The 23,775-nt window shown below is 28.6% G+C and carries 24 protein-coding genes; 2 read left to right on the top strand and 22 right to left on the bottom strand.

Annotation, left to right across the window (positions count from 1 at the left end; all coding sequences use genetic code 11):
- Window positions 1-40 precede the first annotated feature (40 nt).
- On the bottom strand, window positions 41-1,036 hold the full coding sequence (locus KGF45_RS11010) for a YhdH/YhfP family quinone oxidoreductase (RefSeq protein WP_227827623.1): 996 nt from the start codon (window positions 1,034-1,036) through the stop codon (window positions 41-43).
- 120 nt (window positions 1,037-1,156) lie between these two features.
- Between KGF45_RS11010 and KGF45_RS11005 the strand changes: the two genes are divergently transcribed.
- Together KGF45_RS11005 and rbr are read left to right on the top strand one after the other, a co-directional pair.
- Window positions 1,157-1,594, top strand: coding sequence for a MarR family winged helix-turn-helix transcriptional regulator (locus KGF45_RS11005; RefSeq protein WP_227827624.1), 438 nt, complete (start codon window positions 1,157-1,159; stop codon window positions 1,592-1,594).
- Between the two features lie 86 nt (window positions 1,595-1,680).
- A complete protein-coding gene (rbr, locus tag KGF45_RS11000; protein ID WP_227434375.1) occupies window positions 1,681-2,268 on the top strand; it encodes a rubrerythrin in 588 nt (195 codons plus the stop codon).
- 214 nt (window positions 2,269-2,482) lie between these two features.
- On the opposite strand, the gene KGF45_RS10995 is transcribed toward rbr, so the two are convergent.
- The 21 genes from KGF45_RS10995 to KGF45_RS10895 all read right to left on the bottom strand — a co-directional run bounded on the left by KGF45_RS10995 (window position 2,483) and on the right by KGF45_RS10895 (window position 23,729).
- Window positions 2,483-3,103: a YhbD family protein gene (locus KGF45_RS10995; protein ID WP_227842557.1), complete on the bottom strand. Its 621-nt coding sequence runs from the start codon at window positions 3,101-3,103 to the stop codon at window positions 2,483-2,485.
- Between the two features lie 7 nt (window positions 3,104-3,110).
- Window positions 3,111-3,881 carry a polymer-forming cytoskeletal protein gene (locus tag KGF45_RS10990; RefSeq protein ID WP_227827626.1) on the bottom strand — a complete coding sequence of 257 codons (771 nt, stop codon included), beginning with the start codon at window positions 3,879-3,881 and terminating at the stop codon, window positions 3,111-3,113.
- Between the two features lie 39 nt (window positions 3,882-3,920).
- Complete coding sequence (locus KGF45_RS10985; RefSeq protein WP_227827627.1) at window positions 3,921-4,763, bottom strand: hypothetical protein; 843 nt, start codon at window positions 4,761-4,763, stop codon at window positions 3,921-3,923.
- A gap of 271 nt (window positions 4,764-5,034) precedes the next feature.
- Window positions 5,035-6,945 carry a 2-aminoethylphosphonate--pyruvate transaminase gene (phnW, locus tag KGF45_RS20460; RefSeq protein ID WP_227842556.1) on the bottom strand — a complete coding sequence of 637 codons (1,911 nt, stop codon included), beginning with the start codon at window positions 6,943-6,945 and terminating at the stop codon, window positions 5,035-5,037.
- 267 nt (window positions 6,946-7,212) lie between these two features.
- Window positions 7,213-7,998 carry a DeoR/GlpR family DNA-binding transcription regulator gene (locus KGF45_RS10975; RefSeq protein ID WP_227827629.1) on the bottom strand — a complete coding sequence of 262 codons (786 nt, stop codon included), beginning with the start codon at window positions 7,996-7,998 and terminating at the stop codon, window positions 7,213-7,215.
- 309 nt (window positions 7,999-8,307) lie between these two features.
- Window positions 8,308-8,538 (bottom strand): D-alanine--poly(phosphoribitol) ligase subunit DltC, encoded by a 231-nt coding sequence (gene dltC, locus KGF45_RS10970; protein WP_227434367.1) that lies wholly within the window; start codon window positions 8,536-8,538, stop codon window positions 8,308-8,310.
- An 18-nt stretch (window positions 8,539-8,556) separates the two neighbouring features.
- On the bottom strand, window positions 8,557-9,705 hold the full coding sequence (gene dltB / locus KGF45_RS10965; RefSeq protein ID WP_227839580.1) for a D-alanyl-lipoteichoic acid biosynthesis protein DltB: 1,149 nt from the start codon (window positions 9,703-9,705) through the stop codon (window positions 8,557-8,559).
- Window positions 9,705-11,219: a D-alanine--poly(phosphoribitol) ligase gene (locus KGF45_RS10960; protein WP_227842555.1), complete on the bottom strand. Its 1,515-nt coding sequence runs from the start codon at window positions 11,217-11,219 to the stop codon at window positions 9,705-9,707. The genes dltB and KGF45_RS10960 overlap by 1 nt, the downstream gene beginning before the upstream one ends.
- Before the next feature lie 14 nt (window positions 11,220-11,233).
- Window positions 11,234-11,374, bottom strand: coding sequence for a hypothetical protein (locus KGF45_RS10955; RefSeq protein ID WP_227434522.1), 141 nt, complete (start codon window positions 11,372-11,374; stop codon window positions 11,234-11,236).
- Window positions 11,340-12,530: a D-alanyl-lipoteichoic acid biosynthesis protein DltD gene (dltD, locus tag KGF45_RS10950; protein ID WP_227842554.1), complete on the bottom strand. Its 1,191-nt coding sequence runs from the start codon at window positions 12,528-12,530 to the stop codon at window positions 11,340-11,342. Before dltD ends, KGF45_RS10955 begins: the two co-directional genes overlap by 35 nt.
- 242 nt (window positions 12,531-12,772) lie before the next feature.
- On the bottom strand, window positions 12,773-13,006 hold the full coding sequence (locus tag KGF45_RS10945) for a hypothetical protein (protein WP_227827633.1): 234 nt from the start codon (window positions 13,004-13,006) through the stop codon (window positions 12,773-12,775).
- Between the two features lie 86 nt (window positions 13,007-13,092).
- A complete protein-coding gene (locus tag KGF45_RS10940) occupies window positions 13,093-14,112 on the bottom strand; it encodes a Gfo/Idh/MocA family protein (protein ID WP_227827634.1) in 1,020 nt (339 codons plus the stop codon).
- Between the two features lie 195 nt (window positions 14,113-14,307).
- Window positions 14,308-14,841 (bottom strand): putative ABC transporter permease, encoded by a 534-nt coding sequence (locus KGF45_RS10935; protein WP_227842553.1) that lies wholly within the window; start codon window positions 14,839-14,841, stop codon window positions 14,308-14,310.
- A 101-nt stretch (window positions 14,842-14,942) separates the two neighbouring features.
- Complete coding sequence (locus tag KGF45_RS10930) at window positions 14,943-15,623, bottom strand: HAD family hydrolase (RefSeq protein WP_227827636.1); 681 nt, start codon at window positions 15,621-15,623, stop codon at window positions 14,943-14,945.
- A gap of 28 nt (window positions 15,624-15,651) precedes the next feature.
- The gene (locus tag KGF45_RS10925) at window positions 15,652-16,941 is read right to left on the bottom strand and encodes a hemolysin family protein (protein ID WP_227827637.1); all 1,290 of its coding nucleotides are present in this window, start codon (window positions 16,939-16,941) and stop codon (window positions 15,652-15,654) included.
- Between the two features lie 222 nt (window positions 16,942-17,163).
- A complete protein-coding gene (locus KGF45_RS10920; RefSeq protein ID WP_227827638.1) occupies window positions 17,164-17,838 on the bottom strand; it encodes a flavodoxin family protein in 675 nt (224 codons plus the stop codon).
- A gap of 27 nt (window positions 17,839-17,865) precedes the next feature.
- Window positions 17,866-19,209: a uracil-xanthine permease family protein gene (locus KGF45_RS10915; protein ID WP_227827639.1), complete on the bottom strand. Its 1,344-nt coding sequence runs from the start codon at window positions 19,207-19,209 to the stop codon at window positions 17,866-17,868.
- A 163-nt stretch (window positions 19,210-19,372) separates the two neighbouring features.
- Entirely contained in the window at window positions 19,373-19,720 is a 348-nt protein-coding gene (locus KGF45_RS10910) for a TIGR03792 family protein (RefSeq protein ID WP_227827640.1), read from the bottom strand.
- A 116-nt stretch (window positions 19,721-19,836) separates the two neighbouring features.
- Window positions 19,837-21,237, bottom strand: a complete 1,401-nt coding sequence (gene lpdA / locus KGF45_RS10905) for a dihydrolipoyl dehydrogenase (protein ID WP_227842552.1) — start codon at window positions 21,235-21,237, stop codon at window positions 19,837-19,839.
- Between the two features lie 58 nt (window positions 21,238-21,295).
- Window positions 21,296-22,342, bottom strand: a complete 1,047-nt coding sequence (locus tag KGF45_RS10900) for a dihydrofolate reductase family protein (RefSeq protein WP_227842551.1) — start codon at window positions 22,340-22,342, stop codon at window positions 21,296-21,298.
- Window positions 22,332-23,729 (bottom strand): amidohydrolase family protein, encoded by a 1,398-nt coding sequence (locus KGF45_RS10895; protein WP_227827643.1) that lies wholly within the window; start codon window positions 23,727-23,729, stop codon window positions 22,332-22,334. The genes KGF45_RS10900 and KGF45_RS10895 overlap by 11 nt, the downstream gene beginning before the upstream one ends.
- Window positions 23,730-23,775 lie beyond the last annotated feature (46 nt).

Raw genomic sequence — 23,775 nt, 5'->3', positions numbered from 1 at the left:
TATTCAACATTAGTTAACTTAACTATAAACCTAACCTTAACTACAAACCTAAATCAACTACTGTTCTTCCTACATGCTTTCCTTCTATTATTGAATCTATACTCTTACTCAATTCATTTAATGATACTACAGATACCATGTCATCTAAATCTTCTAGCTTCCATTCATTTGATAATAAATCCCATATTTTTAATCTTAAATTCATTGGGCATTCTACAGAATCTATACCATATAAAGTAACACCTTTTAATATAAATGGATATACTGAACTTGTAAAATCAATTCCACCTGCATTACCACATGTTGTAACTGCTCCACAATAATTAGTTGTCTTTATTGCTGTTGATAAAGTATTTCCTCCTACTGTATCTATTACTCCAGCCCATCTTGGTCTAAGTAGAGGTCTCCCTGAATTATCATCTACTTCTGATCTATGTATAACATCTTTAACTCCTAGCTTTAATAATGTTTCTTTTTGTTCTTCCAATTTTCCTGTTGAAACCACAACTGAATAGCCTAATTTAACTAATATTTTAGTTGCAATCACAGCAACTCCTCCAGTACCACCAGTAACTAGTACATCTCCCATATCTTTGTCTACAGTATTTACAAATTTATATACAGATAAAGCTGCTGTAAATCCTGCTGTACCATAATCCATTGCTTCTTTTAAAGAAAGATTATTTGGAAGTTTGACAACCCAATTAGAAGGAACTCTTATATATTCTGAAAAACCTCCAGATGTATTCATACCTAAATCATAACCTGTTACTAAAACTTCATCCCCAACTTTAAAATCATCACAACTACTAAATTCTACTACACCAGATGCATCTATTCCTGGAGTATGAGGATATTTTCTAGTGACACCCTTATTTCCATTTGCTGAAAGTGCATCCTTGTAATTTAATGAAGAATATCTTACTTTTATTAGAACATCTCCTTCTGGTAGTGCATCTATATCTCTTTCTATTATATTTCTCTTAAAACTTCCTTCTTCTTCTGTAATATATAGTGATTTAAAATTTTTACTCATAAATTTCCTCCCAATACATTTAGTTTTATGTTAAACTAATTATAGTTGAAAAATAGTTTTATGTCAAACTACTTTTTATTTCAAATCACTTCAAATAATTTAAAGATTGGAGATTAATTTATGGAAGATAAATATATCATACATTTTATAAGTAAAACAAAAGCTAATATGCTTAAATTCATTGAAAATAGACTCAATAAAAATGGTTTAAATGAATTGTTGCCTACACATGGAAATATACTCACTGCACTTTATGAAAATAATGGAATACTTACAATGAAAGAAATTGCAACTAAAATAGGAAAAGACAAATCTACTGTTACAGTATTAGTTAATAAACTTATAAACCTCGGATATATAGAAAGACAAAAGTGCGATAGTGATAAACGTATTACATATATAAAACTTACAGAAAAAGCAATGCTAATAGAGGATACATTCAATAGTATTTCATCGCAAGTTAAAGAAACAGCCTACTGTAACATTACAGAAAAGGAAAAGCAAGAATTCCTTAGAATCTTAAAAAAAATTAATAATAATTTCAAAAATGCTGACTAAATTGAGCATAATTATATCTCGTCTTGGAATAATAAATAAAAAGAATCAAATATTGTAAAAATTTATTGTTAATAGAGAGGTATAATATGAATTTAAAAGACAGTAAAACTAAAGAAAATTTATTAAGAGCTTTTGCAGGTGAAAGCCAGGCTAGAAATAGATATAATATTTCTGCATCTGTAGCAAAAAAAGAAGGATTATATATAATAGAATCTTTATTTAATTATACTGCTGACCAAGAAAAGTCACATGCAAAACAATTTTTTACTAAATTAAAAGAATTTGCTGGAGAAAATATAAGTATATCAGGAGCATATCCTGTAGATTTATATGATAAGACAGCTCAACACCTTAAAGCTGCACAACATAATGAGCTTCAAGAGTGGGATGATGTATATAAAAACTTTGGAAAAACAGCACGTGAAGAAGGTTTTGAAGCTATAGCTAAATTATTTGAAAATATAGCTGAAATAGAAAAAGTTCATGGTGATAGATTTGGTAGATATGCTACTGATTTAGAAGAAGGTACTTTATTTAGAAGAAATGAAGATATCCAATGGATATGTACAAACTGTGGACATATTCATATTGGTAAGGAAGCTCCAAAAGCTTGCCCTGTTTGTCTTCATCCACAAGGGTATTTCTTAGACTTTAAAAATTCATTATTTGAATAAATAAAAATAATCTACTGTATTTAAGCAATTTATTATATTGATACTAACCAATTTTATAAATATTAAATTATTTGAATAATAAAATGAACCATAGAGATTATTGTAACTATACTCTTTCTATAATTTATAATAATTCAATATGGTTCATTTTGTAATTTCTCAGAAACTATAATCTATCTATATCTACTTATAATAAGTAATTTACAATAACCTACTATGATAACTTAATACTTATATCATTTATTTCTTTCATTAAGTCAATTTCAATAATTTTAACTACATCCTTTTCAAATTTCACTTGTTTATAATCCAAGCATCCTATTACAAATGGAACACCAAACTTTCTAAACAAATAAATTCTTCCATTTTCATTGTATATTGATTTAAAATTTTCTTCTATTATATTGACTATCAATTTTAATTCTTCAAATGTTATTGTGGATTTAACTAAAAATTTCTCTATTATGCTCAATATAAGTAATTCTTTTTTACCTATACTCTGCTCTTTTTTATACAAATTTTGAAATATTTCTTTTGTATATTTACATATAGCTTCCTTCTCAAAAATAAAGTCAATATCAAACTCTTTATTGGTATCTTTTTTTGTAAACATGTTTGCAATATCATCAAGAGATGTTTCTTCTTTCATAGATAGTATTAACTCTATTCTTTCTAGTATTTTATCTCTTGGAAAAAAAGTCTCTTGACCTGTAAAAGCTGATTTTTTTATAAACCATTCTTCTGGTATTATATTTTTTCTTTTCCATCTATATAGCTGCCCATAAGATATATTAGTTTTGCTTAATAAATCTTTCTTAGATATCAATTCTTCCATAATTTTTCTAGCCCACCTTTGTACTGTTTTTTACACTCGAATTATCTGAAACTAACAACTTATCACTGTATTCAATATTTTCAACATCACAATTGCTTACTAAAGATATGCTTTTTCCTCGTATATCTTTTATTGAAACATCTTCTAATTCAATAGTATCTCCCTCTATCAAATTGCATTTAAATTTGCCTGAAAAAATGTTAATAAATTTAATTCCAAATGTAAAAATATCTTTACTTCTACCTATTTCTATATTAGTTGCTCCTATCTCTTTACAATAAGAGCCTCCTCCTGAATAGATATATATGTTTTCTCCATTTAAAAGACCATCACATTTTATTGCTCCATGAACCTTTATATCTTCACATTCTATATTTTCTTTATTTTTCATTTCACCATAAACTTTTATATCCTGTGCATAAATACTTTCACTTACAATTAATTGACCTTTTACTGTAACATTATTACACTTTAAGTTTCCATTAATTTTCTGTTGAGCAGTTATAATCAAGTCATCTACTTCTGCATCTCCATCTATACTAAGTTGCCCATTAACTCTTACACGTTCAGCTTTAAGATTACCTTTTATAGTAGCCTTTCCATTTACTACAAAGTTTTTTATACTAATGTCTCCATCAAACTTTACATCTCCAAATACCTTTACTTCATTACATTTGATATTTCCTTTTGACCTAGCACTTCCCATAATGTTTATACTTTCATATTCCCCACTATTGATAAATCCTTCTCCAAGTATTTTTATAGATCCATTTTCCATATTATTACCTCATTCTAAATTTTATTTTAAACGTAAATATTACTTATCTTTATTTAGATTTACTTTTTCATTATTTAGATTTACTTTTCCATTTACATTCTTTATTTCAATAACTATTGAGCTTTCATCAATATCTATACTTTCACTATACTCCAAACTCTCAATATAACATCCTTTACCTATTTTAACATTTTTACCTCTTACAATTTTAACTTCACTATTTTCTAAGCTGATTTCATCTGCTTCTATAACATTTGCTAATAATCTACTTTCTGTGTATTTTTTAACTGATAGTAGACCTAGATTTCTAAGATTAGAAGATACTTTTTCAAAATCCCCACTCTTTTTTTCGGCTCTATAAAATCTTTTACAATAATCACCATGTCCCTTTTTTATATTTACACTGCTTGCACCAACTTCGTTTAAATTAGAAGTTCCATGCAAACTTATCTTAAGCTCTTCACAATTTAAAAATCCATCACAATCCAAAATTCCACTTAAGTCAACACTTTCACATTCTATGCTCTTATTGATTTTTAGACATCCTTCTCCGCTAATAATATCTGACTTTAAGTTTCCTCCAACATTGATAATTCCTCCAGATTTAACTTTACTTGATTTTATGTCTCCAGTACATTTAAGAAATCCAAATATTGTCACTTGTGATGCCAATATATTGCCTTCAATTTTACTCAATCCTGCTGTAAAAAATTCATTACATTCCGTTGTTCCAATCACTTTTGCCGAACCTGAAGAATCAAATTTATTACATTTTATATTTCCATCTATTTTTCCTGTACCTGCTATATTAACTTCATCAAAAATTCCGCCTTTACATTTTCCCATTCCATTAAAATTTAGTGAACGTAATTCTCCATCCATAATGATTTCCTTTCAATAACTTATTTTGTTCTTGAATATAATATAACAAAACATTGTTACGTTGTCAAGTATAACAATCTTGATGAATAAAACAATGCTCCTTTAAAGACAGATAAATAAAAAAAATAATAGAGAAGATATTTTATATGAACTATGAATTCTTCTTTCTTAGATTTCCAATTCAAATAAAATACTCCTCTATTATTTAACTATTTATATATTTGTCTCGTAACTCTCTAAACTTTATAATCTACCAATGAACTTCTATAATCTACATATTGATAAATTTCTCGATTACATCAGCCAGTCTATCCATATCTTTCGGATACACTTCTCCTATACTTCCTATTCTAAAGGTATCTATGTCAGTCAATTTACCTGGATAAATAACAAATCCATTTTCTTTTAAATAAGTGTAGAATTCCATAAATTCAAATTTTGCATTCTTAGGATATAGGAAAGTTGTTATTACAGGTGATTGAGCATCATCATTCACCAATGTATCAAACCCTAGAGATTTTAATCTTGAAGATATTGTAAATTGATTTTCTTTATATCTAGCATATCTTTTTTCGACAGAACCTTCTTCTTCTAGCTCTAGTAATGCTTGATAAAAAGCTCTTACAACATGTGTAGGAGAAGTAAATCTCCATTTACCATTATTATTCTCCATAGTTTCCCACTGAGCGTATACATCAAGAGATAAAGATTTAGCAATTCCCTTGCATTTAGCTAATTCGTCTCTGTTAGCTATTATAAAACCAAATCCTGGAACTCCTTGTATACATTTATTAGAACTACTCACTAGAAAATCTATATTAAAGTCTTCAACATCAATTTCAATTCCACCAAAACTACTCATTGCATCAACTATGTAAACCTTATTATATTCTTTTGCAAGTTTACCTACATCTTTTATAGGATTTAATCTACCTGTAGTAGTTTCACAATGAACCATTGATATATGTGTAATATCTTTATTTTCTTTCAATAAATTTTCCACTCTATTTAGGTCAACTGCTTCTACATCACTAAATGTACAATCAACATATTCTATATTTAAATAACTGCATATATCCTTCATTCTCTTTCCATATGCTCCATTTGCAATTACAAGAAGTTTGCCATTCTTTGGAATAGTGCTTCCTATTGTAGCTTCCACTGAGAAAGTACCACTACCTTGCATTAATACACTTGTGTATTTTTCTGTATTCTTTGTAGCTAAAGACACTAATCTTCTTCTAACATCTTGTACCAAATCATTATACTCAACATCCCATGTACACCAATCTTTTAACATAGATGCTCTTACTGATTTAGTAGTAGATAATGGTCCTGGTGTAAGTAATATATAGTCATTTTCTGGTACAAAATCTGATTTAATTGTTTCATTTTCTATTTTTACTAAAACATCTTCTAATTCTGCCATAGTTTCTATAACAAAATGTGCTCCTGCTTCTTTAAACTTCTTTGAAACTGCTTCCATCTTAATTTTTAATTCTTCTTTATCCATATTTTCTACTTCTTCTTGTGTAAGACCTAATTCACTTGAACCTTTTATTACAGCAACACTCCACATTCCTGCATTTATACCTTCTTTTACATCACTTAATGTATCTCCTACTTTTACCATGGCACTCATTGGAGATACGCCCAAAGCTTCAGCATTTTTATAACACATCCAAGGATATGGTCTTCCTTGAGATACTTCTGATGGTGTTACAAGAAAATCTGGCGAATATCCCTTTTTAGCTGCATTTGGTTCAACTATATTCATCATTTCTCTTGTATAACCTGTTGTAGAACCTATTTTTAATCCATTTTGTCTTAATCTCTCAATAGTTTCAACAACATGAGGAATTGGAGTTGTATACTCTTCTAGAGTTTCAAATAACATAGGTTCAAATTCAGCATAAAGTTTGTTTACATCTTCCTCTGTTGGAAATCCTCCAAAATTCTCTGCCCAAATATTTTTTATCCTATCCATTTCACACATTTCTCTTATATGGTCTATTTTTAATTTCCCCATAGGTTTTCTTGCTTCTTCCATTGTTACATCTATGCCTCTTCTTTTAAATATCTCTATAAATACATTGAGAGGTGCAAAACATCCATAATCTACTGTTGTTCCAGCCCAGTCAAATACTACTGCCTTTATTTTTTCTCCATATAACTTTTTCATATTTATAACCTCCATAGATTCTCAGTTAGAATTTTTGTGTTTTTAGTTGTTTTTACTTTTAAAGTATAACTTTTTCATGTTAATTATACATCATATTTAGGTTAAATGTATATTAAATTTATGTTTTTAGTTGTTTTTAATTGATTCTGCTTGTTTTCAATATCTAATATAAAAATTCCACTAAAACTCTACACAAAAAATTAAAATTTGTAATCTTCTTTCTAGGTTAAATATATGAATTTGTTAAATTTTATAAATTTATTACTTCTATTTTGCTTCTATCCATGTTATATTTGATTCATTTAATTTATCTTTCCATTCACTTGGAGGTTCTGCGTCACAAATAACAAAATCTAATTCATTCAAATCAGCTATCTTGTACATACTGACAATTCCAATCTTAGAACTATCACATAATACAAAACTTTCCTTTGAATTTCTTATATACTCTTTTGACAATAACGCTTTATTTTGTTCTATGCTACTAATTCCAAAGCTATCAATTACACCTTCACTAGATATAAATGCTTTATCTACATATAAGTTTTTCATAGCATCTATTGACATTTGACATGCTGTTCTTTGATGTTTTAAATTTACTTTACCACCAATAAATATAACCTCTCCATCAAATATGCCTTGGTTTTCATATGAAATCAACTTTGATAGCACAGGATAAGAACTAGTAATAACCTTTAGATTTTTTACAGAAACTATGTAATCCACAATTTGTAAATTAGTAGTCCCTTCATCTATTACAATTGATTCATTATCATTCACAAATTTAGCTGCATACTTAGCAATACTTTGTTTCTTTTCTAAATTAGTACTATTTCTTTTTACATGTTCTGGCTCAATTACTCCATAATTTATTTTTACAGCACCACCATAAACCTTCTTCAACTTATTTTCACTTTCTAATTCTTCCAAATACCTTCTTATTGTTTCTGATGATACTTCTAGTTTTTTTACTAATTCTTTAGTATTTACCTTTCCTTTTGCATCTAACAGTTCTAATATTTCTTTTTTTCTATCTATTGAATTTAAAGACAATTAAGTTCCCCTCCTAAATGTGTATTCTACTTTTATAAAATTATAATTAACATCTACGTCCATAAAGTAATTCTAATCTATGACAAAAGATATTTCACTCAATTAAAGATAGTATATCTTACAATAGATATTACTATTAATTTATATAGCATGCAATCTTTCATTCATACTTTAAATTTTTCACTATTTTATATATTTATACAACTAAGTTATATCTCTTTACAATAAAAAATCCATCAAATATCAATATTAGATGGACTTTATAATCTTTTATTATGTAAATTAATAATTAAACATTTAGTCATTAATTTATTTTCTTGTCTCTAAGAATTTTACTAAATTATTTACAGTAGACATGTCTTTTCTTTCTAAATCAGTTGGTTGAAGTTCTATTCCAAGTCTATTTTCAATCTCAAGTAAAACTTCAATTATAGCTAATGAGTCTAAAAGCTCTGTTTCAAATAAGTTAAGGTCTAAATCATCTCTTATCTCATCAGTTCCTAATACATCTTCAAATATTTCTATAACTGTTTCCTGCATAAATTTGCCTCCTTAAAATTAAGCTAAATATCCTGAGAATATCAATAATCCAAAACATACAATATGGAATGTAATGAAAATTTGAACTCTCTCAAACCATTTTTCTTTTTTATGCTTCTTATAAAATTTAGATTTTCTCTGATATATATCAGTTAAGACAAGTGCTAAACCTTGATACACACCATAAGCAATGTAAAACCAAGTTAGTCCATGCCAAAATCCCATTGTTATCATTGTTATCATCTGAGCTACATGAGCAGCAGTAGTTCTTTTCTTAAATCTTTTCTTTCTCATTGAAGACATAACAAATCTTGAAAAAATATAATCTCCAAACCATCTTGAAAGACTTATATGCCATCTTGTCCAAAACTCTTTCATATCTTTACTTATAAATGGTTTATCAAAGTTTATAGGTACTTGTATTCCAAATATATATCCTGTCCCTATAGCAAATAAACTGTATCCTGCAAAATCAAAGAACAGGTATAAACTATATGCATACATATAACTTAAAACATTTATAAACCTCATATCTTTAGGTATTATTGATACCCAATATGTATTTATCAAAAATGCTATAACAAATTTATAACCTACTCCCATAACAATGTTTTTTATTCCAGGCAATAAGTATTCTTCTATATACTCTTTTCTAGGTATTTTCTTCTCTAAATCCTGTTCAAATCGTCTTGACCTGTCAATAGGCCCAGAACTCAGTGTTGGAAAAAATAACATAAAATAAAGCATATTTGAAATCTTAACCTCTTTTATAGCACCATCATAAATTTCAATAACCATTTGTATAGCCCTGAAATTTAAGTATGATATTCCAATAAATCCAATCAATCCAAAAGATGTAACTGGAGATATTTTATTAATTATTATTGGAAGCATTGATGCAAACAAAAAGCCCCAATATATATATTTATTTTTAGTTTTTCTTCTTACATATTCGTATCCTTTGACTATTATTACTTCTAAAATGATAAATATCAACAAGTATTTAAATTGAACATCTATTCCTACAATCAAAAATATCATAAATAAACTTGCCAACATACCATAATACTTTATATTTTTACCCATTAAGCCCAAAATCACTGCTGGTATTGATGTTAATAATAATATGTAAAGATAAAAATAATCTCCATACTGTGAAAAAACCATTAAATTTCCTCCATAAGTTTCTTTCTGTCTATTTTACCATTGATATTTGTTGGAAACTCGGAAATTATTGCAATATTTCTTGGAATCATATACGAAGGTATATACTTTCCTAGTTCCTTTTTTATCATCATCCCATTTTTGATATTACCTAAATCATTCTTCTCATTTAACTCAACAATACCTTTTAAATAAGCAATTTTTTCATCCTTATATATTGGTAAAACTACTGCATTTTTTACATTATGAACTTTTCTCAAATTATTTTCTATATCTTCTATTTCAATCCTAAATCCATTTAACTTGATTTGAAAATCTTTTCTTCCACAATAGTATATATTTCCATCTAAGAGATATCCCATATCACCAGTTTTATAAGCTCTCCATTTTATACCATCTATTTCATCATAGAAAAATACTTCATCAGTCTTCTCTTTATTATTGAAATAACCTTTGGAAACTGATGGTCCAACTATTATAATCTCACCTTTTTCATTTTCTTTCAGCTCATTTCCATTTTCATCAAGTATTTTTATTTTACAATTTTGCATAGGATATCCAACTGGAAGACTCTTTTCATCATCTATAGCTTCTTGAGTCATGTCATTTACACTTACGCCAACAGTGGCTTCAGTTGGTCCATATCCATTGATAACTCTTGTATTTGGAAATCTACTTATAAGCTCTTTAGTAAGATTCTTTGAAAGTGCTTCTCCTATAAATATCATTGATTCAAGCTTAGGAAGCATCTTACTATTAAACTCTTTTTCTGTTACACATACACCTGCAAAAGAAGGAGTTGATACCCATACTGCAATATTAGACTCGCCAAATTGTCTGAATAGCTCTTTATAATCTGCTAGCACATCTTTTGATATTGAAAATAATGTAGCTCCATGAACAAGACCAGGGTATATTGTTGTCACTGAAAGGTCAAAAGAATATGCTGCTTGATTCATTATTACTTTTTCACTTCCATCTATATTTAAATATGGGCTTATCCAATCTACAAAACTATCTAAGTTATTTGAGCTTATTTGAACTCCTTTTGGCTTTCCTGTACTACCTGATGTAAATAGTATATATGCATTTTCATCATCTTTTACCCAGTTTTCTTTATCTAATGACTTTCCTTTATATTCGCTTATTACATCATTTAATTTATCCTTATCAATTACATTGATATCGCCAAAATCTTTTTCATCACTAAAGTTAAACAACACCTTTGGTTTCACTTCCTTAGTAACTTCAAAAACTCTATCTAATGGAAAGCTAATATCAAGAGGAACATACGCTCTACCTGATTTTAAAGCTCCTATCATACACGCCATTATCATATTTTCTTTATTACCATAGATTACTATAGGAGTATCTTCTTCTTTGTATACATTTTTTAGAAATACTGATATAGCATCTGAACATTCATTTAAATCTTTATAAGAAAGTTTATCTCCATTACATGTCAAAGCTATTCTATCTGTATTTGAATATTTTTTTATTCCTTCAATAATTTTCATATAAAAATTCTCCTTTAAAATCCATTATAAATAAATGGCAACTCTTTAAATGGTGTAAATGTTAAAACACCTATTGCCAATATTATAATCATAGTTAAACAAATACTAGTTACTAATTCTTTATTGCTCTTTAAATATTTTAAATAATCTCTCACAGACATCTACCCATCCTTTCGTTCCAAGATGCATTACATCTCTTAAATAATATTTCTCTGTCCCTTTATCTTTAAGATTCATAACTTCAAAGCCTTTACTTTCTGCTATGTTCTGCGCCTTATCATAAAACTGATTTCTTTCTTTCTCAGAAATACCAGTTAAATCATAAAATTTACCCATACTTGGAATTAATACAACAACTGGTTTAATATCTAAGTCCTTACATACATTTAATAAAAGCTTATAACTTTCAAATTCCTTAGATGTTACTAAGTTTACACCCTTATCTCTTCCTCTATATTGCTCTAGACCATCTTTAAAATGTTCATTGTAATAATACTTGTCAATGTTTAGAGGATTATTACCTACTCTCTTTTTAGCATCTTCAATAGCTTTCTTTTTCTCATGTGACCAATTTATAGGTTTTTTTCTTCCTTCTTTTTTGTGTTTATCTAGCCTAATTAATTTCTTATAAAGTATCCCTTTTTCTTTAAGCTCTATACAGTATTTTCTCCCTTGAAAATAAGGCTCTAACAACGCCTTCTCAGCTTTTTCATACACTGTCTTAGGTTCATATAGCTTGGCATACAATGCTTCTGCCTTATATTCGTCACTACCCCATAAAAGCTTACTTGATTTTTTTACATATTCAATCTTATTTTGTTTAGATATCTTTGGATTATCTAAAAAACGATAAAATTGTATTGGTGAAAACCTAGACTGATAATGGTGACTTGTAACTCCATCTTTTTCCATAAACCATTGCATAGAAATTAACAAGACAACCTTCTTATTATCAATATTAGGATTCATACTTCCTAACACTGCAGCATCTTGTAATGTCTGAGTATAAGCTCTACCAATTGCAAACACCTTATTTTTACTCCTATCTGTATTAAAATAGTACTTTGGATGTTGTTTTGTTGAATTACTAAGTTCTGATGACCCCAAAATCATAATATCTTTTTCTCTTAAAAAATGATTATTTGCTGTAACACCTTTATCCTTTATATCACTTAAAGTATCATCCATAATTGGAAGTAGATTTTTCTCCCTCAAAAGTTCATCAGTTTTAGAATCAAGAAATTTGTCTAACCCAAATAAAAATACTACGCCTATTATAAATGGTGTAATAAAGTATATCAATTTTCTCATATTTTCTCTCCTCTAAAAATATTCAAATTTATGTTATTATTAATCATATTAGTTTTAATGTATATATTCAACTACAAAATTGTAATAAAATCTCCAAAACTTTTTTTTATTCTGTTACAAATTTGTAAAAAAAAAGAAGAAAATAACTGAAAAAGGAATCTTTTTAGTGATTTTCTTCTTTTTATAATTTGACATTTTAATACTTAATTATGTATACAATTTAACTTATTTTAAAATTAAATTTATTCAAAAGTATATCTTAGCCCCCATTGCGTTCTTATTTCATCCATTAAATTCATGACATATATAGATGATTCTAAAGTATTTGCTTTTATTTTATTTGATATACAATTGTTAACATATTCAATCTCATACTTTAAAGCTTTTTCTGTGTCACCATATTCTAGAGTTTCAACTCTTCCACTATCTGTATAAGTTATTGTAGCCTTTGATGCTCTTGGAAAATTCTGATGCAATAGTTCCAGGACCCAATATAGCCCAATTTATATTCTCCATATTTACCACCTCATATACTATATATTATTATATGCTTTTAAATAAATTACAGACTGTCAGCTGGATAAACAATCTTCCCTTGTCTTCTTATCTCATCCATAATCCCCATTACTATCTTTGAATTTTCATGTGAGTTTATATCAGACTCTATTTTGTTATTATTTATAAGAGTTGTAAACTCAATAAGTTCATGGTATATTCCTTCTATTTCTCTAGGTTTCTCTTCTTCTTTTTCCTTTAAAATAGATATATCTTCTTCAGTTCCATCTTTATATCTAATAACTACCTTTTCAAACAGATTAAGTTTTTCAATTATTATACTTCCCTTTTCTCCTTGTATCTCAGATGGTATGTAAGAATCAGCTATTTTAGAGTACTCAACTACTGCATCCATATCGTCATATTGGAATATAGCTAAACCTTCTCCATCTACTCCAGTTTGAAGTATATGAGAAAATGCTTTTACACATTTTGGAGCGCCAAATAGATTCACCATAGGGTGTATGCAGTACACTCCAATATCCATCAATGAACCATTTGACAGTTCTTTTTTAAATGCATTTTCTATAATTCCATTTTTATATTTATCATATCTTGAAGAATACTGACAATAGCTTCCAAAGAATCTTCTTATTTTACCTATCTTATGTAAATTTTCTTTAACTGCTTTAAAATTTGGAACATATGTAATTCTCATAGCTTCCATAAGCAATACATTATTGTCCCTTGCAACCTTTATCATTAATTTTACTTCTTCTAAGTTAGATGCTAATGATTTTTCACACAACACATGTTTTTTGTGTTTTAAACAGGTAATAGCTTGTTTTGAATGCATCGCGTTTGGAGAAGCTATGTATATAGCATCTATATCATCTGATTTAGCCATGGTTTCTAAATCATCAAAAAACAGACTTGCCCCATGTATCTTTCCAAATTCCTTAGCTTTTTCTAAATCTCTTGAATATACAGCAACCAGTTCAAACTCTTCAACCCTAGATGCAGCTCTTAAAAATAGTTTTGATATATTACTTGTACCAATAATACAAAATCTTATTTTACTCACCATTCAAACACTCCTTATTTTTTATAATTTATTTTAACTAAGTAATACTCTATAATAAATAATACTCTATATAAATGTTTGAAACTTATTAAAATATTAACTTCATCAAATAAAAAAGAAAGCTAACTTTAAATGATTTCAACATTTTAGCATAGCTTTCTTTTAACTACAATCTAAACTTATCTTATACTTCTAAAGTTATATTATATCTCTATTTCCTCTCAAGAATTTTATAGTAAAAATTTCATCCACAAACAATGCTATCAATAATATAGTTGCTATAATTGGCCAATAAGGCATTATTAAACTATACAAATTATCAACTACATACACTTGAAGATACCTTACTCCAATAAAAGTCAATATAATCCAGTACATAGAAAATTTTACACATATTATCCCTCTATTATTGTACTTATAGTCTGAATAATCCCAATATACTTTATTAAAATATACCTTCATAATTATACCTGTGATATACTCTACTGTTGTTGGCACTACTAAACATAGTAAAAGCAATGCAAATATATTATTTGGGTCAATAAACCTTGAGACCTCTATTATAATAGACATTGCAATTGCATACATTGGCTTAAATGGACCATTTAAAAATCCATCTTCTTGAAAATGACCTTGAGTAAAATAACTATATAAATTTTCAATTATCCAACCTATAAAACCATACAAGAAAAAATTAAATAAAAAATATAATAGAGAACCTACACTATCCATGAATATTCCTCCTAATTGTTTATAATTATTTTTTCTCATATCCATGGATTTATTCTAAATCAAAGAAATTAAATTTAAATTCTTTGATTTAATATTTCATATTATAGGCTACAACATTCTTTAGAATCTAAACTTTTCAGGTATTCTCTAACTTCCAATAAATTTTCAAGTATCTTATGTGATTGTGCTTTAATTTGTTCATCTGGCTCTTTTAAGTCCGGTACGTTTATACATTTTATACCACCATTATAAGCAGCCTCTACTCCCATAGGGGAATCCTCTATAACAATGCAATTTTTTGGATTAACATTTATCTTTTTAGCTGCTTTTAAGAATATTTCTGGATTTGGTTTAGAATTTACAACATCATCTCCACAAACTATAGCATCAAAGTATTCTTTTAAATTTGCCTTAGCCAATCTTTTAACTGCTCTTTCTCTTTTTGTAGATGTTGCAACTGCCATTTTATATCCATTTTTCTTTAAAAAAGATATTAATTCATTAACTCCTAATTTAATAGGAGCTCCTTCTCTATCCATAAATTCAATCATATTTTTAGTTTTCTCATCATACAAATCTATTATTGGCACAGAGCTATCGTATATCTTAGTAAGACCTTCTATTATCCCTTTACGATTTCTTCCCATAACAGATGTATATATTTCTTTAGTCATAGTATATCCATACTTTTCAAATGTCTCTATCCAAAATTCAAGAGATATTCTCTCTGAATCAAACAAAACTCCATCCATATCAAAAATAATTCCTTCTACTTTTTGCATACAATTCCTCCAATATTTTTTGATATAATTATATTACACTTTTTATGATTAATTTTACAACCCTCAATTTATCCAATTCTAATATAGTGAAATTGTAATTTTCAAAAGTTACACTTTGATTTACTTTAATGTTTGAACCAAGCATATAGGATATCCAACCTCCTATACTATCAAATCCATCATGCTCTATATCAAGACCAAAATACTTATTAATATCATTGATTGATTCAGTTCCATCAACCAAGTAAGAACTTGTTCCTATTTTCTTAATATGAGTTTCTTCTTTATCAAATTCATCTTGAATTTCTCCAACTATCTCTTCCAGTATATCTTCAATTGTTACTACACCAGATGTGCCACCATATTCATCTACCACTATAGCAAGTTGGAGCTTTTCTTTTCTTAATTTCTCAAGAGCCTTATCTATAGTCCAATTTTCTGATATATATATAATATCTCTAAGCATTTCTCCTAGTTCAATTTTATTTCTGCTTATTTTTTGATTATACAAATCTCTTATATGTACAAATCCTAATATATCATCCTTATTTTTCTTACATACTGGATACCTAGTAACACCTTCATCTCTCAAAATAGATAATATCTTTTCCTCTGAGTCACTTTCATATATACAGACCATATCAGTTCTAGGTACCATTATTTCTCTAATTTTCTTTTCTTCAAATTCAAAAATATTGTCAACTAATCTTTGCTCTGATTCATCTATAAGCCCGCTTTTATAACTTTCTTCCACTAATAATCTTATTTCATCACCTGTATGTGGTTCATCAACTTCATCAGCTTGTGAATATCCAAATGGTTTAAGAAATAAATCAGTACTTAGATTGAAAAAGTATATTATTGGGTATGTCAATTTATAAAATCCAATCAGCAAAAAAGATGTACTTAGCATTATTCTCTCTGTATTATAAAGTGCTAAGGCTTTAGGAACAAGCTCCCCTATTACAACTTCTACCATTGTTATAATTAAAAAGGAAATAGAAATTGATATTGTATATATAACACTTTCACTAAGATTAAATATACTTATTATTGGCAATATTAACTCTTTAACTGTAGATTCTCCCATCCACCCTAGTGCAAGCGAACAAAGTGTTATCCCAAGTTGACATGCAGAAAGATAGGAATTTAGATTATCTTTTATTATTTTACATCTTTTAGCATTATTATTACCTTCAGCCATCATAGTATCTATCCTAGAACTACGAAGCTTTACCATAGCAAATTCACAAGCTACAAAAAATGCATTTATTAAAACAAGTACTATTATAAGTGTTACATTTAATAACTCCCGCATAAAATATTGGCCCTTATAACATAAGAAATTTATAAGAACTCAAAGTTCCCCCCTTATATTTATAAAATTTAATTTATAATATATATTCTATCATATTTATTAATATATCTTATTTTATTACAAATAATTTTAAATACAAAATTACCCCTCTTAATATTTATGATGGGTTGTCTCATATATTAAGAGGGGCTAATTAAATTTTACGTATGGGCAATATAAATTTTAGTGGTCTTTTACAGGACTTTTTTCAGTTTCACTTGTTATTCCTAATTCTTCTTTTTCAATATTCCACTTTTCAAGACCATATTTAGATATTTTAACAGCTTCAGCTAGACCTCTCCCAAGTCTTTTTATGGTATTCATGCCTACTTCGTCATCTTTTGCACCTTGTTCCTTTGCATCTTTACTCCAAATACTAGCACCAGTGTATCCTCCAATAAGTCCTCCTGTTACCAATACCTCATGCATTAAAAAGAAATTTATTATTGGTAATCTGGCCATTTCTTGTCCACCATATCTAGTTCCACCAGTAGTTATAGCAGCTCCTACTTTATTTTGCAAATTACATCCATGTACTAAATACATATGTCTTAATCTATTTAACACAGCAGTCAATTGAGCAGTTATTCCCATATCATAAACAGGAGAACCTATTATAAATCCATCTGCTTCTAGCAATTTTTTCTCTAGTTCGCCCATATCATCTTGTATAGTACATTTTTCTGCTTTTCTCATACAAGCATCACAATGTATACATGGACCTATATTTTTTCCTCTTACAGTCCAAAAGTCAACTTCTATACCTGGTATTTCTTTAGCTTCCTCTAAAGCTTGTAGTATTGCATATTCAGTTGCTCCTTTTCTTGGACTTCCACATATTCCTAGTATCTTAGCCATAACTCTATACCTCCCACAAATTTTAATTTAAGCCTCTATTTTTATATCATTAGACTTATTCGATTTTATTGATAATATATATTTAATTATCATTGCTACAATAAATACTGATACTATACAAGAATTTCCAACTAAAGTTCTAATAATCTCTGGAAACTTTTCCAAAGTCTGAGGAACTGAAGTTATACCTATACTTAAAGTAATTGAAACTCCTGCTATAAGATTGTTATCTGACGTAAATCCACATTGACTTATCATATCATAACCAGCCATAGCAATTGATGAAAATACGATTAAAGTGACCCCTCCTATTATGCATGAAGGTATAGTCGTTATGATTGCTCCCAATAATGGTGAAAATCCAACTAAAATTAATACTACTCCTGTAATTGACAATACAAATCTACTAGTAACTTTATTTATAGCTACGATTGCAGCATTTTGACCAAATACTCCTGTTGGTATTGAACTAAATACAGATGCAATTATAGATGTTAATGCATTTCCCATTGTAGCAGACTCTAATTCTTTATCTGTAACCTCTCTATTCATAGCTCCCATTGTAGCAATTGTTGCTGCTCCCATCATATCAGCTATAGCTACCATAAATAAAATGGCAAACATTAATATTAAATCAAGTCTAAACTCTAGACCAAATGCCAATGGTTTTGGAAAAGAAAATATTGGTGTCCCTTGAATTGCAGAAAAATCAACCAATCCAAATGCAAGTGACACTAAATAACCAAATATTATACCTATTAAAATTGCAGCATCTTGAACCAAACCCTTGCCAAATTTCATAAGCAAAATTATAGCTATAACAACTATAAGCCCTATTGCAAAATTTATAGGTTCTCCAAATGTGGCTGAGCCTTCTCCCCCAGCTAAATTTTTTACAGCAGTTGGAAATAGACTAATACCCATACAAGCAATCATTGTACCTGCTATAATTGGAGTAAATAAATGTCTTATCTTCTTAATTCCAAAGGCTATAAAAAACACTACTATTGCTCCTCCAATTTGAGCTCCAAAAAGAGCTTTAAGTCCGTATTTGCCAGCCACTGAAAGACAGGCTCCTAAAAATACGTAATTTGTTCCCATTATTACAGGAAGCTTTGAACCCAGCCTATGCCCTTTAAATAGTGGTATTGAGTACAATTGTAGTAAAGTTGCTATTCCAGCTACCAACATAGCACCTTGCATAAGCATAGTTGACATCTGTTTATCAAGCCCTACTATATTCGATATAAGCATAGCTGGAACCATATTACCAGCTATCATTGAAACAAAATGCTGTAATCCTAAAGGTAAAGCTTCTTTTAAAGGCGGTTTTCCCTCTAGATGAAATTTTGATGTATCGTGCTCTTTCATAAAATAAATCCTCCCATAAATTTTATTTTTCTTTACGACCATGAATTTATTAACAATTAATTTTGAGCTATACACATCTTAATCTAGTTAATTCTTAACTTAAATGATATTTATTTTAACTAAAGTATTATTTATGTATAGTTGTTCAGTGCACTTAATCTTATTATTTATATTCTCTAAGCTTATACTTTTTATTGACATCATGCTCTGCTCTTACAAACTCTAAATTTCCTTCTCCCATTAATTCAGACATTCTTTTCTTTCTATCACTTAGCCAGTCTTTATCAATATTTTTATAGTACTTATAATCTGTCCAATATATTATTGATGTTATTTCTTCTGGATTACTTTCACTAATCCATATCTCAGAACCAGCAAATCCTTCTAATAATTCTAGACCTTTAACCCAAATCTCATAATCTAATTGTAAGTACTTTTCTATTAATTCAGTATTTATCCTAAAAGTTAGTTCTTCAATAAATAAAGGTCTTTCAAATGATTTTAATTTCATATTATATACTTCCCTCTTTAATATTTGACTACTTTTTTATTCAAATGATTTTTTATTTAAATACTTTCAACATAATGCTCTTACATATAATTACTTTTTATTTACTTCTTATAATTTTACTTTCTAACAGGAGGTATGTGTATTGCTTTACCTACTATTCCCATAGTAGCTTCTGCAAAAGCTTCTGGTAAAGTTGGATGTCCATGCATAGTACTGGCAACTTCTTCAACTGTCAACATTGCTTTCATCGCAATTACAGCTTCATGAATTAAATCACTAGCATTGGGCCCTATGATATGAACACCATATATTGTAGTCTTATCTTTTGAAGCAATTACCTTAACCATACCATCTGAATCATTCATTGTAAGAGCCTTTCCATTGCCAGAAAACTGAAATTTGCTAACGACATAGTCTAAGTTTTTATTTTTGGCTTCTTCTTCAGACAATCCAACTGTAGATACCTCTGGAAAAGTAAAAATGGAATTTGGTACTAAATCATAATCTACACTTGTTTTTTCCCCTACAATTCGTTCAACAGCTACTTTGCCTTCTTCAGATGCAACATGTGCAAGCATTATTCCTCCAATCACATCTCCAATTGCATAAATACCTGGTACAGACGTACAGTAATTTTCATCAACTTTTATTCCCTTTTTATCATATTTGATGCCTAAATTATCTAGATTTAGTCCTTCTACATCTAACTCTCTTCCTGTAGATACAAGTACATTATTACAAGCAATCTTTGTTTTTTCTCCATTCTTATTTATATCTACTACTAGTTCTTTATCACTCTTAAATATTTCTTCTACTTTTGATGAAAGTAGTATTTTAATCCCCCTTTTATTAAGTAGTTTAGTTAATCTATTAGATACCTCATTATCAACCATAGGAATTATATTATCCAAGAACTCAACTATAGTTACATCTGAACCAAATTCATTTAAAATTCCTGCAAACTCAATTCCTATAACTCCTCCTCCAATTATTACTACTTTCTGAGGCAAATTAGTTATTTCTAAAGCTTCTTTACTTGTTATTACTCCCTCTAAATCAATTCCTTTAATAGGAGGCTTAGAAGATTTTGAACCAGATGCAATTAAAATATTTTTTCCTTTAATTATCTTCTTTGAACCATCATCTAATTTTATTTCTACAGAATCCTTACCTATTAACTTTGCTTCCCCCTTTTCTACAGTCACTTTATTTGCTTTTAATAATCCTTTTACACCACTAGTTAATGTCTTAACTATATGTTTCTTTCTTTTCTGCACTTTTTCCAAGTCTAATTTGTATTTATCAACTTTTATCCCATATTCTTCAGCATGATTAAAATAATTTAAAACCTGTGCATCTTTAAATAGTGTCTTTGTAGGAATACAACCTGTATTTAGGCAAGTACCTCCAAATTCATTTTTTTCTACAATTACAACTTTTAACCCCAGTTGAGCTCCTCGAATCGCTGCAACATACCCACCTGGGCCACCACCAATTACGATTAAATCAGTGTTCATATTTATTTTTCCTCCTTTTAAGTTATAGATATTAATATCTATAATTAAAATTTTAGTATCAATATTTATAGCTTGTTAAATCTACTTGATTTTTAATACCATAGCAAAGTTTCTGACGTGTAAAAATAAAATTATTTCTATGCATTCCTACTGTCAATAATTCCGAATGTGGATGTTCTAAGTATCTATAAGCTGTTGTACAACCTGGAGTCATTTTTCCACCAACAAATACCATAGAATAATTCATAAAATATTCGTCTAATAATTCATTTTCAATTAGATGAGTACAATATGAAGGAGATTCTATACACATTTTTTCTATCCCTAGACTTTTAAGTACATAAAGTAATATCTTAGAGTCTGGAGTACTATCTTTACCAGTTACAATTACAGGACAAACATCAAAATCTTTGTATAATTCTTCAAATTTATAATCATCAACATCCTTAATTGAATTAAAGCTTCCTATACATCTGTGTTTTAAAGGAGAATTTTCTTTTATATAATCCCAACCATTTGGAGATGTAGCTATAACCATTTTATATTCCTGACTCTTATCAACTCTAAATGTATAATGGTCAAATGGAATATCTGTAGCATCAAAAGAAACTACTACTCCACATGGCTGATATTTTTTATTTAAATAGTCTTTTCTTTGCTGTGTCAAACTTTCATCAAATACATGACATGTTATCCCAGGTTCATTTTGCAACGTTCTAGCCCCTATAATCACAGCATCTGAATATGCTCTTAGAACATTTAAAACCCAAAAATCTGCCAAGGCTCCATCTGGATCAACAAAATTATTTTTTCCAATTAAAGGTCCTGCTTTATTGTCTTCATATGCCATTTTTCCATCGGATGAAAGCACCATAGATGAAAATATATATGGTCTTTTATCTTTTGATTTTGGAAAAAACAACTCCGTATAATACTCTAAAGCATCTGGTATACAGACATTTTCATTAGATTCTTCTTTTATAGTGTCTAATATCTTTTCATTTCTATTTAATACATTTATTTTTAAATTATTTTTTGGTATGTTGAAAAACTCAAGCTTATTCATACTTTGACCGCCCTCTCCCAAGTATTTTTTACAATCCATAAATTCTTTTTCCCCATTGTACATTTCCTAGACCAACATCCTCTATTAACTTACTTGATATTTTTTGAGTTTCATATATTACTTTTTCTTCATCTATATTAACTATCTTGTTATTATCCATAACTACTTTTCCATCTATAATAGAAGTTTCTATATTATTTGGAGTAGATGAATATATTAATGAACTAATTGGGTCGTGAACTGGTATAGAAATTGCACTTTTATATGGATTATAAATTATAATATCAGCATTTTTTCCTATCTCTATTGACCCTAAGCAGTCTAATTTATTTATGGATTTTGCTCCTCCAAGTGTTGCCATTTCCAGCACACTTGACGAAGGTAAAAGCTTTGCATCTCTATGAGTAACTTTTTGTAATAATGTAGTCATTTTCATTACTTCTAACATATTTTGAGTATCATTACTCGCTGAACCATCGCAAGCTAAACTTATAGTTAATCCATTTTCAATAAGCTTTGGAATTGGTGCTACTCCTGCCGCTAAAACCATATTAGATACTGGATTATGAGATATTTTAACATCATATTTTTTAAATAGTTCTATGTCTTCATCTGACATTTGTATGCAGTGAACTGCAATAAAGTCAGGTCCTAAAATTCCTACTTTTTCAAGATATGGTACAGTCTTCATACCTCTATCTTCTAAACAGTATTTATCATCGTCCTCAGTTTCAAGTAAATGCATAGTTATTGGAATATGAAGCTCATTGGCTATATTTCTCATTTCTTTGTATCCTTCTTCTGTGTTATCCCATATAATTCCAGGAGCTAATGCTAAACTTATTCTCGAGTGGTCTCTATATTTTTTCTCTAATCTTCTAACATCATCAAAAAACTTTTGTTCTGTATCATGATAAGTACAGCCAAATTCTTTTGGAAATTTACTTGTGTCTGTAAACCCTCTACCAAGTATTCCTCTTATTCCTAAGTCTTCAAATGCTTGAATTATGCTATCATCAAGCCCTTCTTTTCCATGGCAGTACATATAGTCAAGTATAGTAGTTGTGCCTGTTCTAATTGCTTCTATACATCCTGTTAAGGCTGCATAATAGCAACATTCTTCATCTATTTTATGTATAGCCCTTCTAACAGAGCTATCAAGCCAGTCTAACAACAGTTTATCTCTTCCTAATCCCTTTAACAAAGTCTGAAATAGATGAGAATGAGTATTTATAAATCCAGGTAAAACAAATTTACCTCTAGCATCTATAATTTTTTCAGAGATGTATTCTTCTAGTAAATTCGTCTTTCCTATATCAATTATCTTGTTCTTTTCAATTATTATACAAGCATCATTTAGTATTTCCCTCTCATTATTCATTGAAATTAGATAAGCGTTTTTAATTATCAAATCTACTTTTCTCATGCAGTAACCTCCATATAATTTTTTGCTATGTCTTGATTTTGACAGA

This window comes from Clostridioides sp. ZZV14-6154 (assembly GCF_020657785.1).
Lineage (GTDB): Bacteria > Bacillota > Clostridia > Peptostreptococcales > Peptostreptococcaceae > Clostridioides.
Note: the sequence above shows the minus strand (reverse complement) of the source record. Positions and strands in the feature narration are given on the sequence as shown.

Bases quoted from the DNA above. Each gene is read 5' to 3' on its own strand.
- KGF45_RS11010 (WP_227827623.1), bottom strand. From the start codon at position 1,036: ATGAGTAAAAATTTTAAATCACTATATATTACAGAAGAAGAAGGAAGT.
- KGF45_RS11005 (WP_227827624.1), top strand. From the start codon at position 1,157: ATGGAAGATAAATATATCATACATTTTATAAGTAAAACAAAAGCTAAT.
- rbr (WP_227434375.1), top strand. From the start codon at position 1,681: ATGAATTTAAAAGACAGTAAAACTAAAGAAAATTTATTAAGAGCTTTT.
- KGF45_RS10995 (WP_227842557.1), bottom strand. From the start codon at position 3,103: ATGGAAGAATTGATATCTAAGAAAGATTTATTAAGCAAAACTAATATA.
- KGF45_RS10990 (WP_227827626.1), bottom strand. From the start codon at position 3,881: ATGGAAAATGGATCTATAAAAATACTTGGAGAAGGATTTATCAATAGT.
- KGF45_RS10985 (WP_227827627.1), bottom strand. From the start codon at position 4,763: ATGGATGGAGAATTACGTTCACTAAATTTTAATGGAATGGGAAAATGT.
- phnW (WP_227842556.1), bottom strand. From the start codon at position 6,945: ATGAAAAAGTTATATGGAGAAAAAATAAAGGCAGTAGTATTTGACTGG.
- dltC (WP_227434367.1), bottom strand. From the start codon at position 8,538: ATGCAGGAAACAGTTATAGAAATATTTGAAGATGTATTAGGAACTGAT.
- dltB (WP_227839580.1), bottom strand. From the start codon at position 9,705: ATGGTTTTTTCACAGTATGGAGATTATTTTTATCTTTACATATTATTA.
- KGF45_RS10960 (WP_227842555.1), bottom strand. From the start codon at position 11,219: ATGAAAATTATTGAAGGAATAAAAAAATATTCAAATACAGATAGAATA.
- dltD (WP_227842554.1), bottom strand. From the start codon at position 12,530: ATGAGAAAATTGATATACTTTATTACACCATTTATAATAGGCGTAGTA.
- KGF45_RS10940 (WP_227827634.1), bottom strand. From the start codon at position 14,112: ATGGTGAGTAAAATAAGATTTTGTATTATTGGTACAAGTAATATATCA.
- KGF45_RS10935 (WP_227842553.1), bottom strand. From the start codon at position 14,841: ATGGATAGTGTAGGTTCTCTATTATATTTTTTATTTAATTTTTTCTTG.
- KGF45_RS10930 (WP_227827636.1), bottom strand. From the start codon at position 15,623: ATGCAAAAAGTAGAAGGAATTATTTTTGATATGGATGGAGTTTTGTTT.
- KGF45_RS10925 (WP_227827637.1), bottom strand. From the start codon at position 16,941: ATGCGGGAGTTATTAAATGTAACACTTATAATAGTACTTGTTTTAATA.
- KGF45_RS10920 (WP_227827638.1), bottom strand. From the start codon at position 17,838: ATGGCTAAGATACTAGGAATATGTGGAAGTCCAAGAAAAGGAGCAACT.
- KGF45_RS10915 (WP_227827639.1), bottom strand. From the start codon at position 19,209: ATGAAAGAGCACGATACATCAAAATTTCATCTAGAGGGAAAACCGCCT.
- KGF45_RS10910 (WP_227827640.1), bottom strand. From the start codon at position 19,720: ATGAAATTAAAATCATTTGAAAGACCTTTATTTATTGAAGAACTAACT.
- lpdA (WP_227842552.1), bottom strand. From the start codon at position 21,237: ATGAACACTGATTTAATCGTAATTGGTGGTGGCCCAGGTGGGTATGTT.
- KGF45_RS10900 (WP_227842551.1), bottom strand. From the start codon at position 22,342: ATGGATTGTAAAAAATACTTGGGAGAGGGCGGTCAAAGTATGAATAAG.
- KGF45_RS10895 (WP_227827643.1), bottom strand. From the start codon at position 23,729: ATGAGAAAAGTAGATTTGATAATTAAAAACGCTTATCTAATTTCAATG.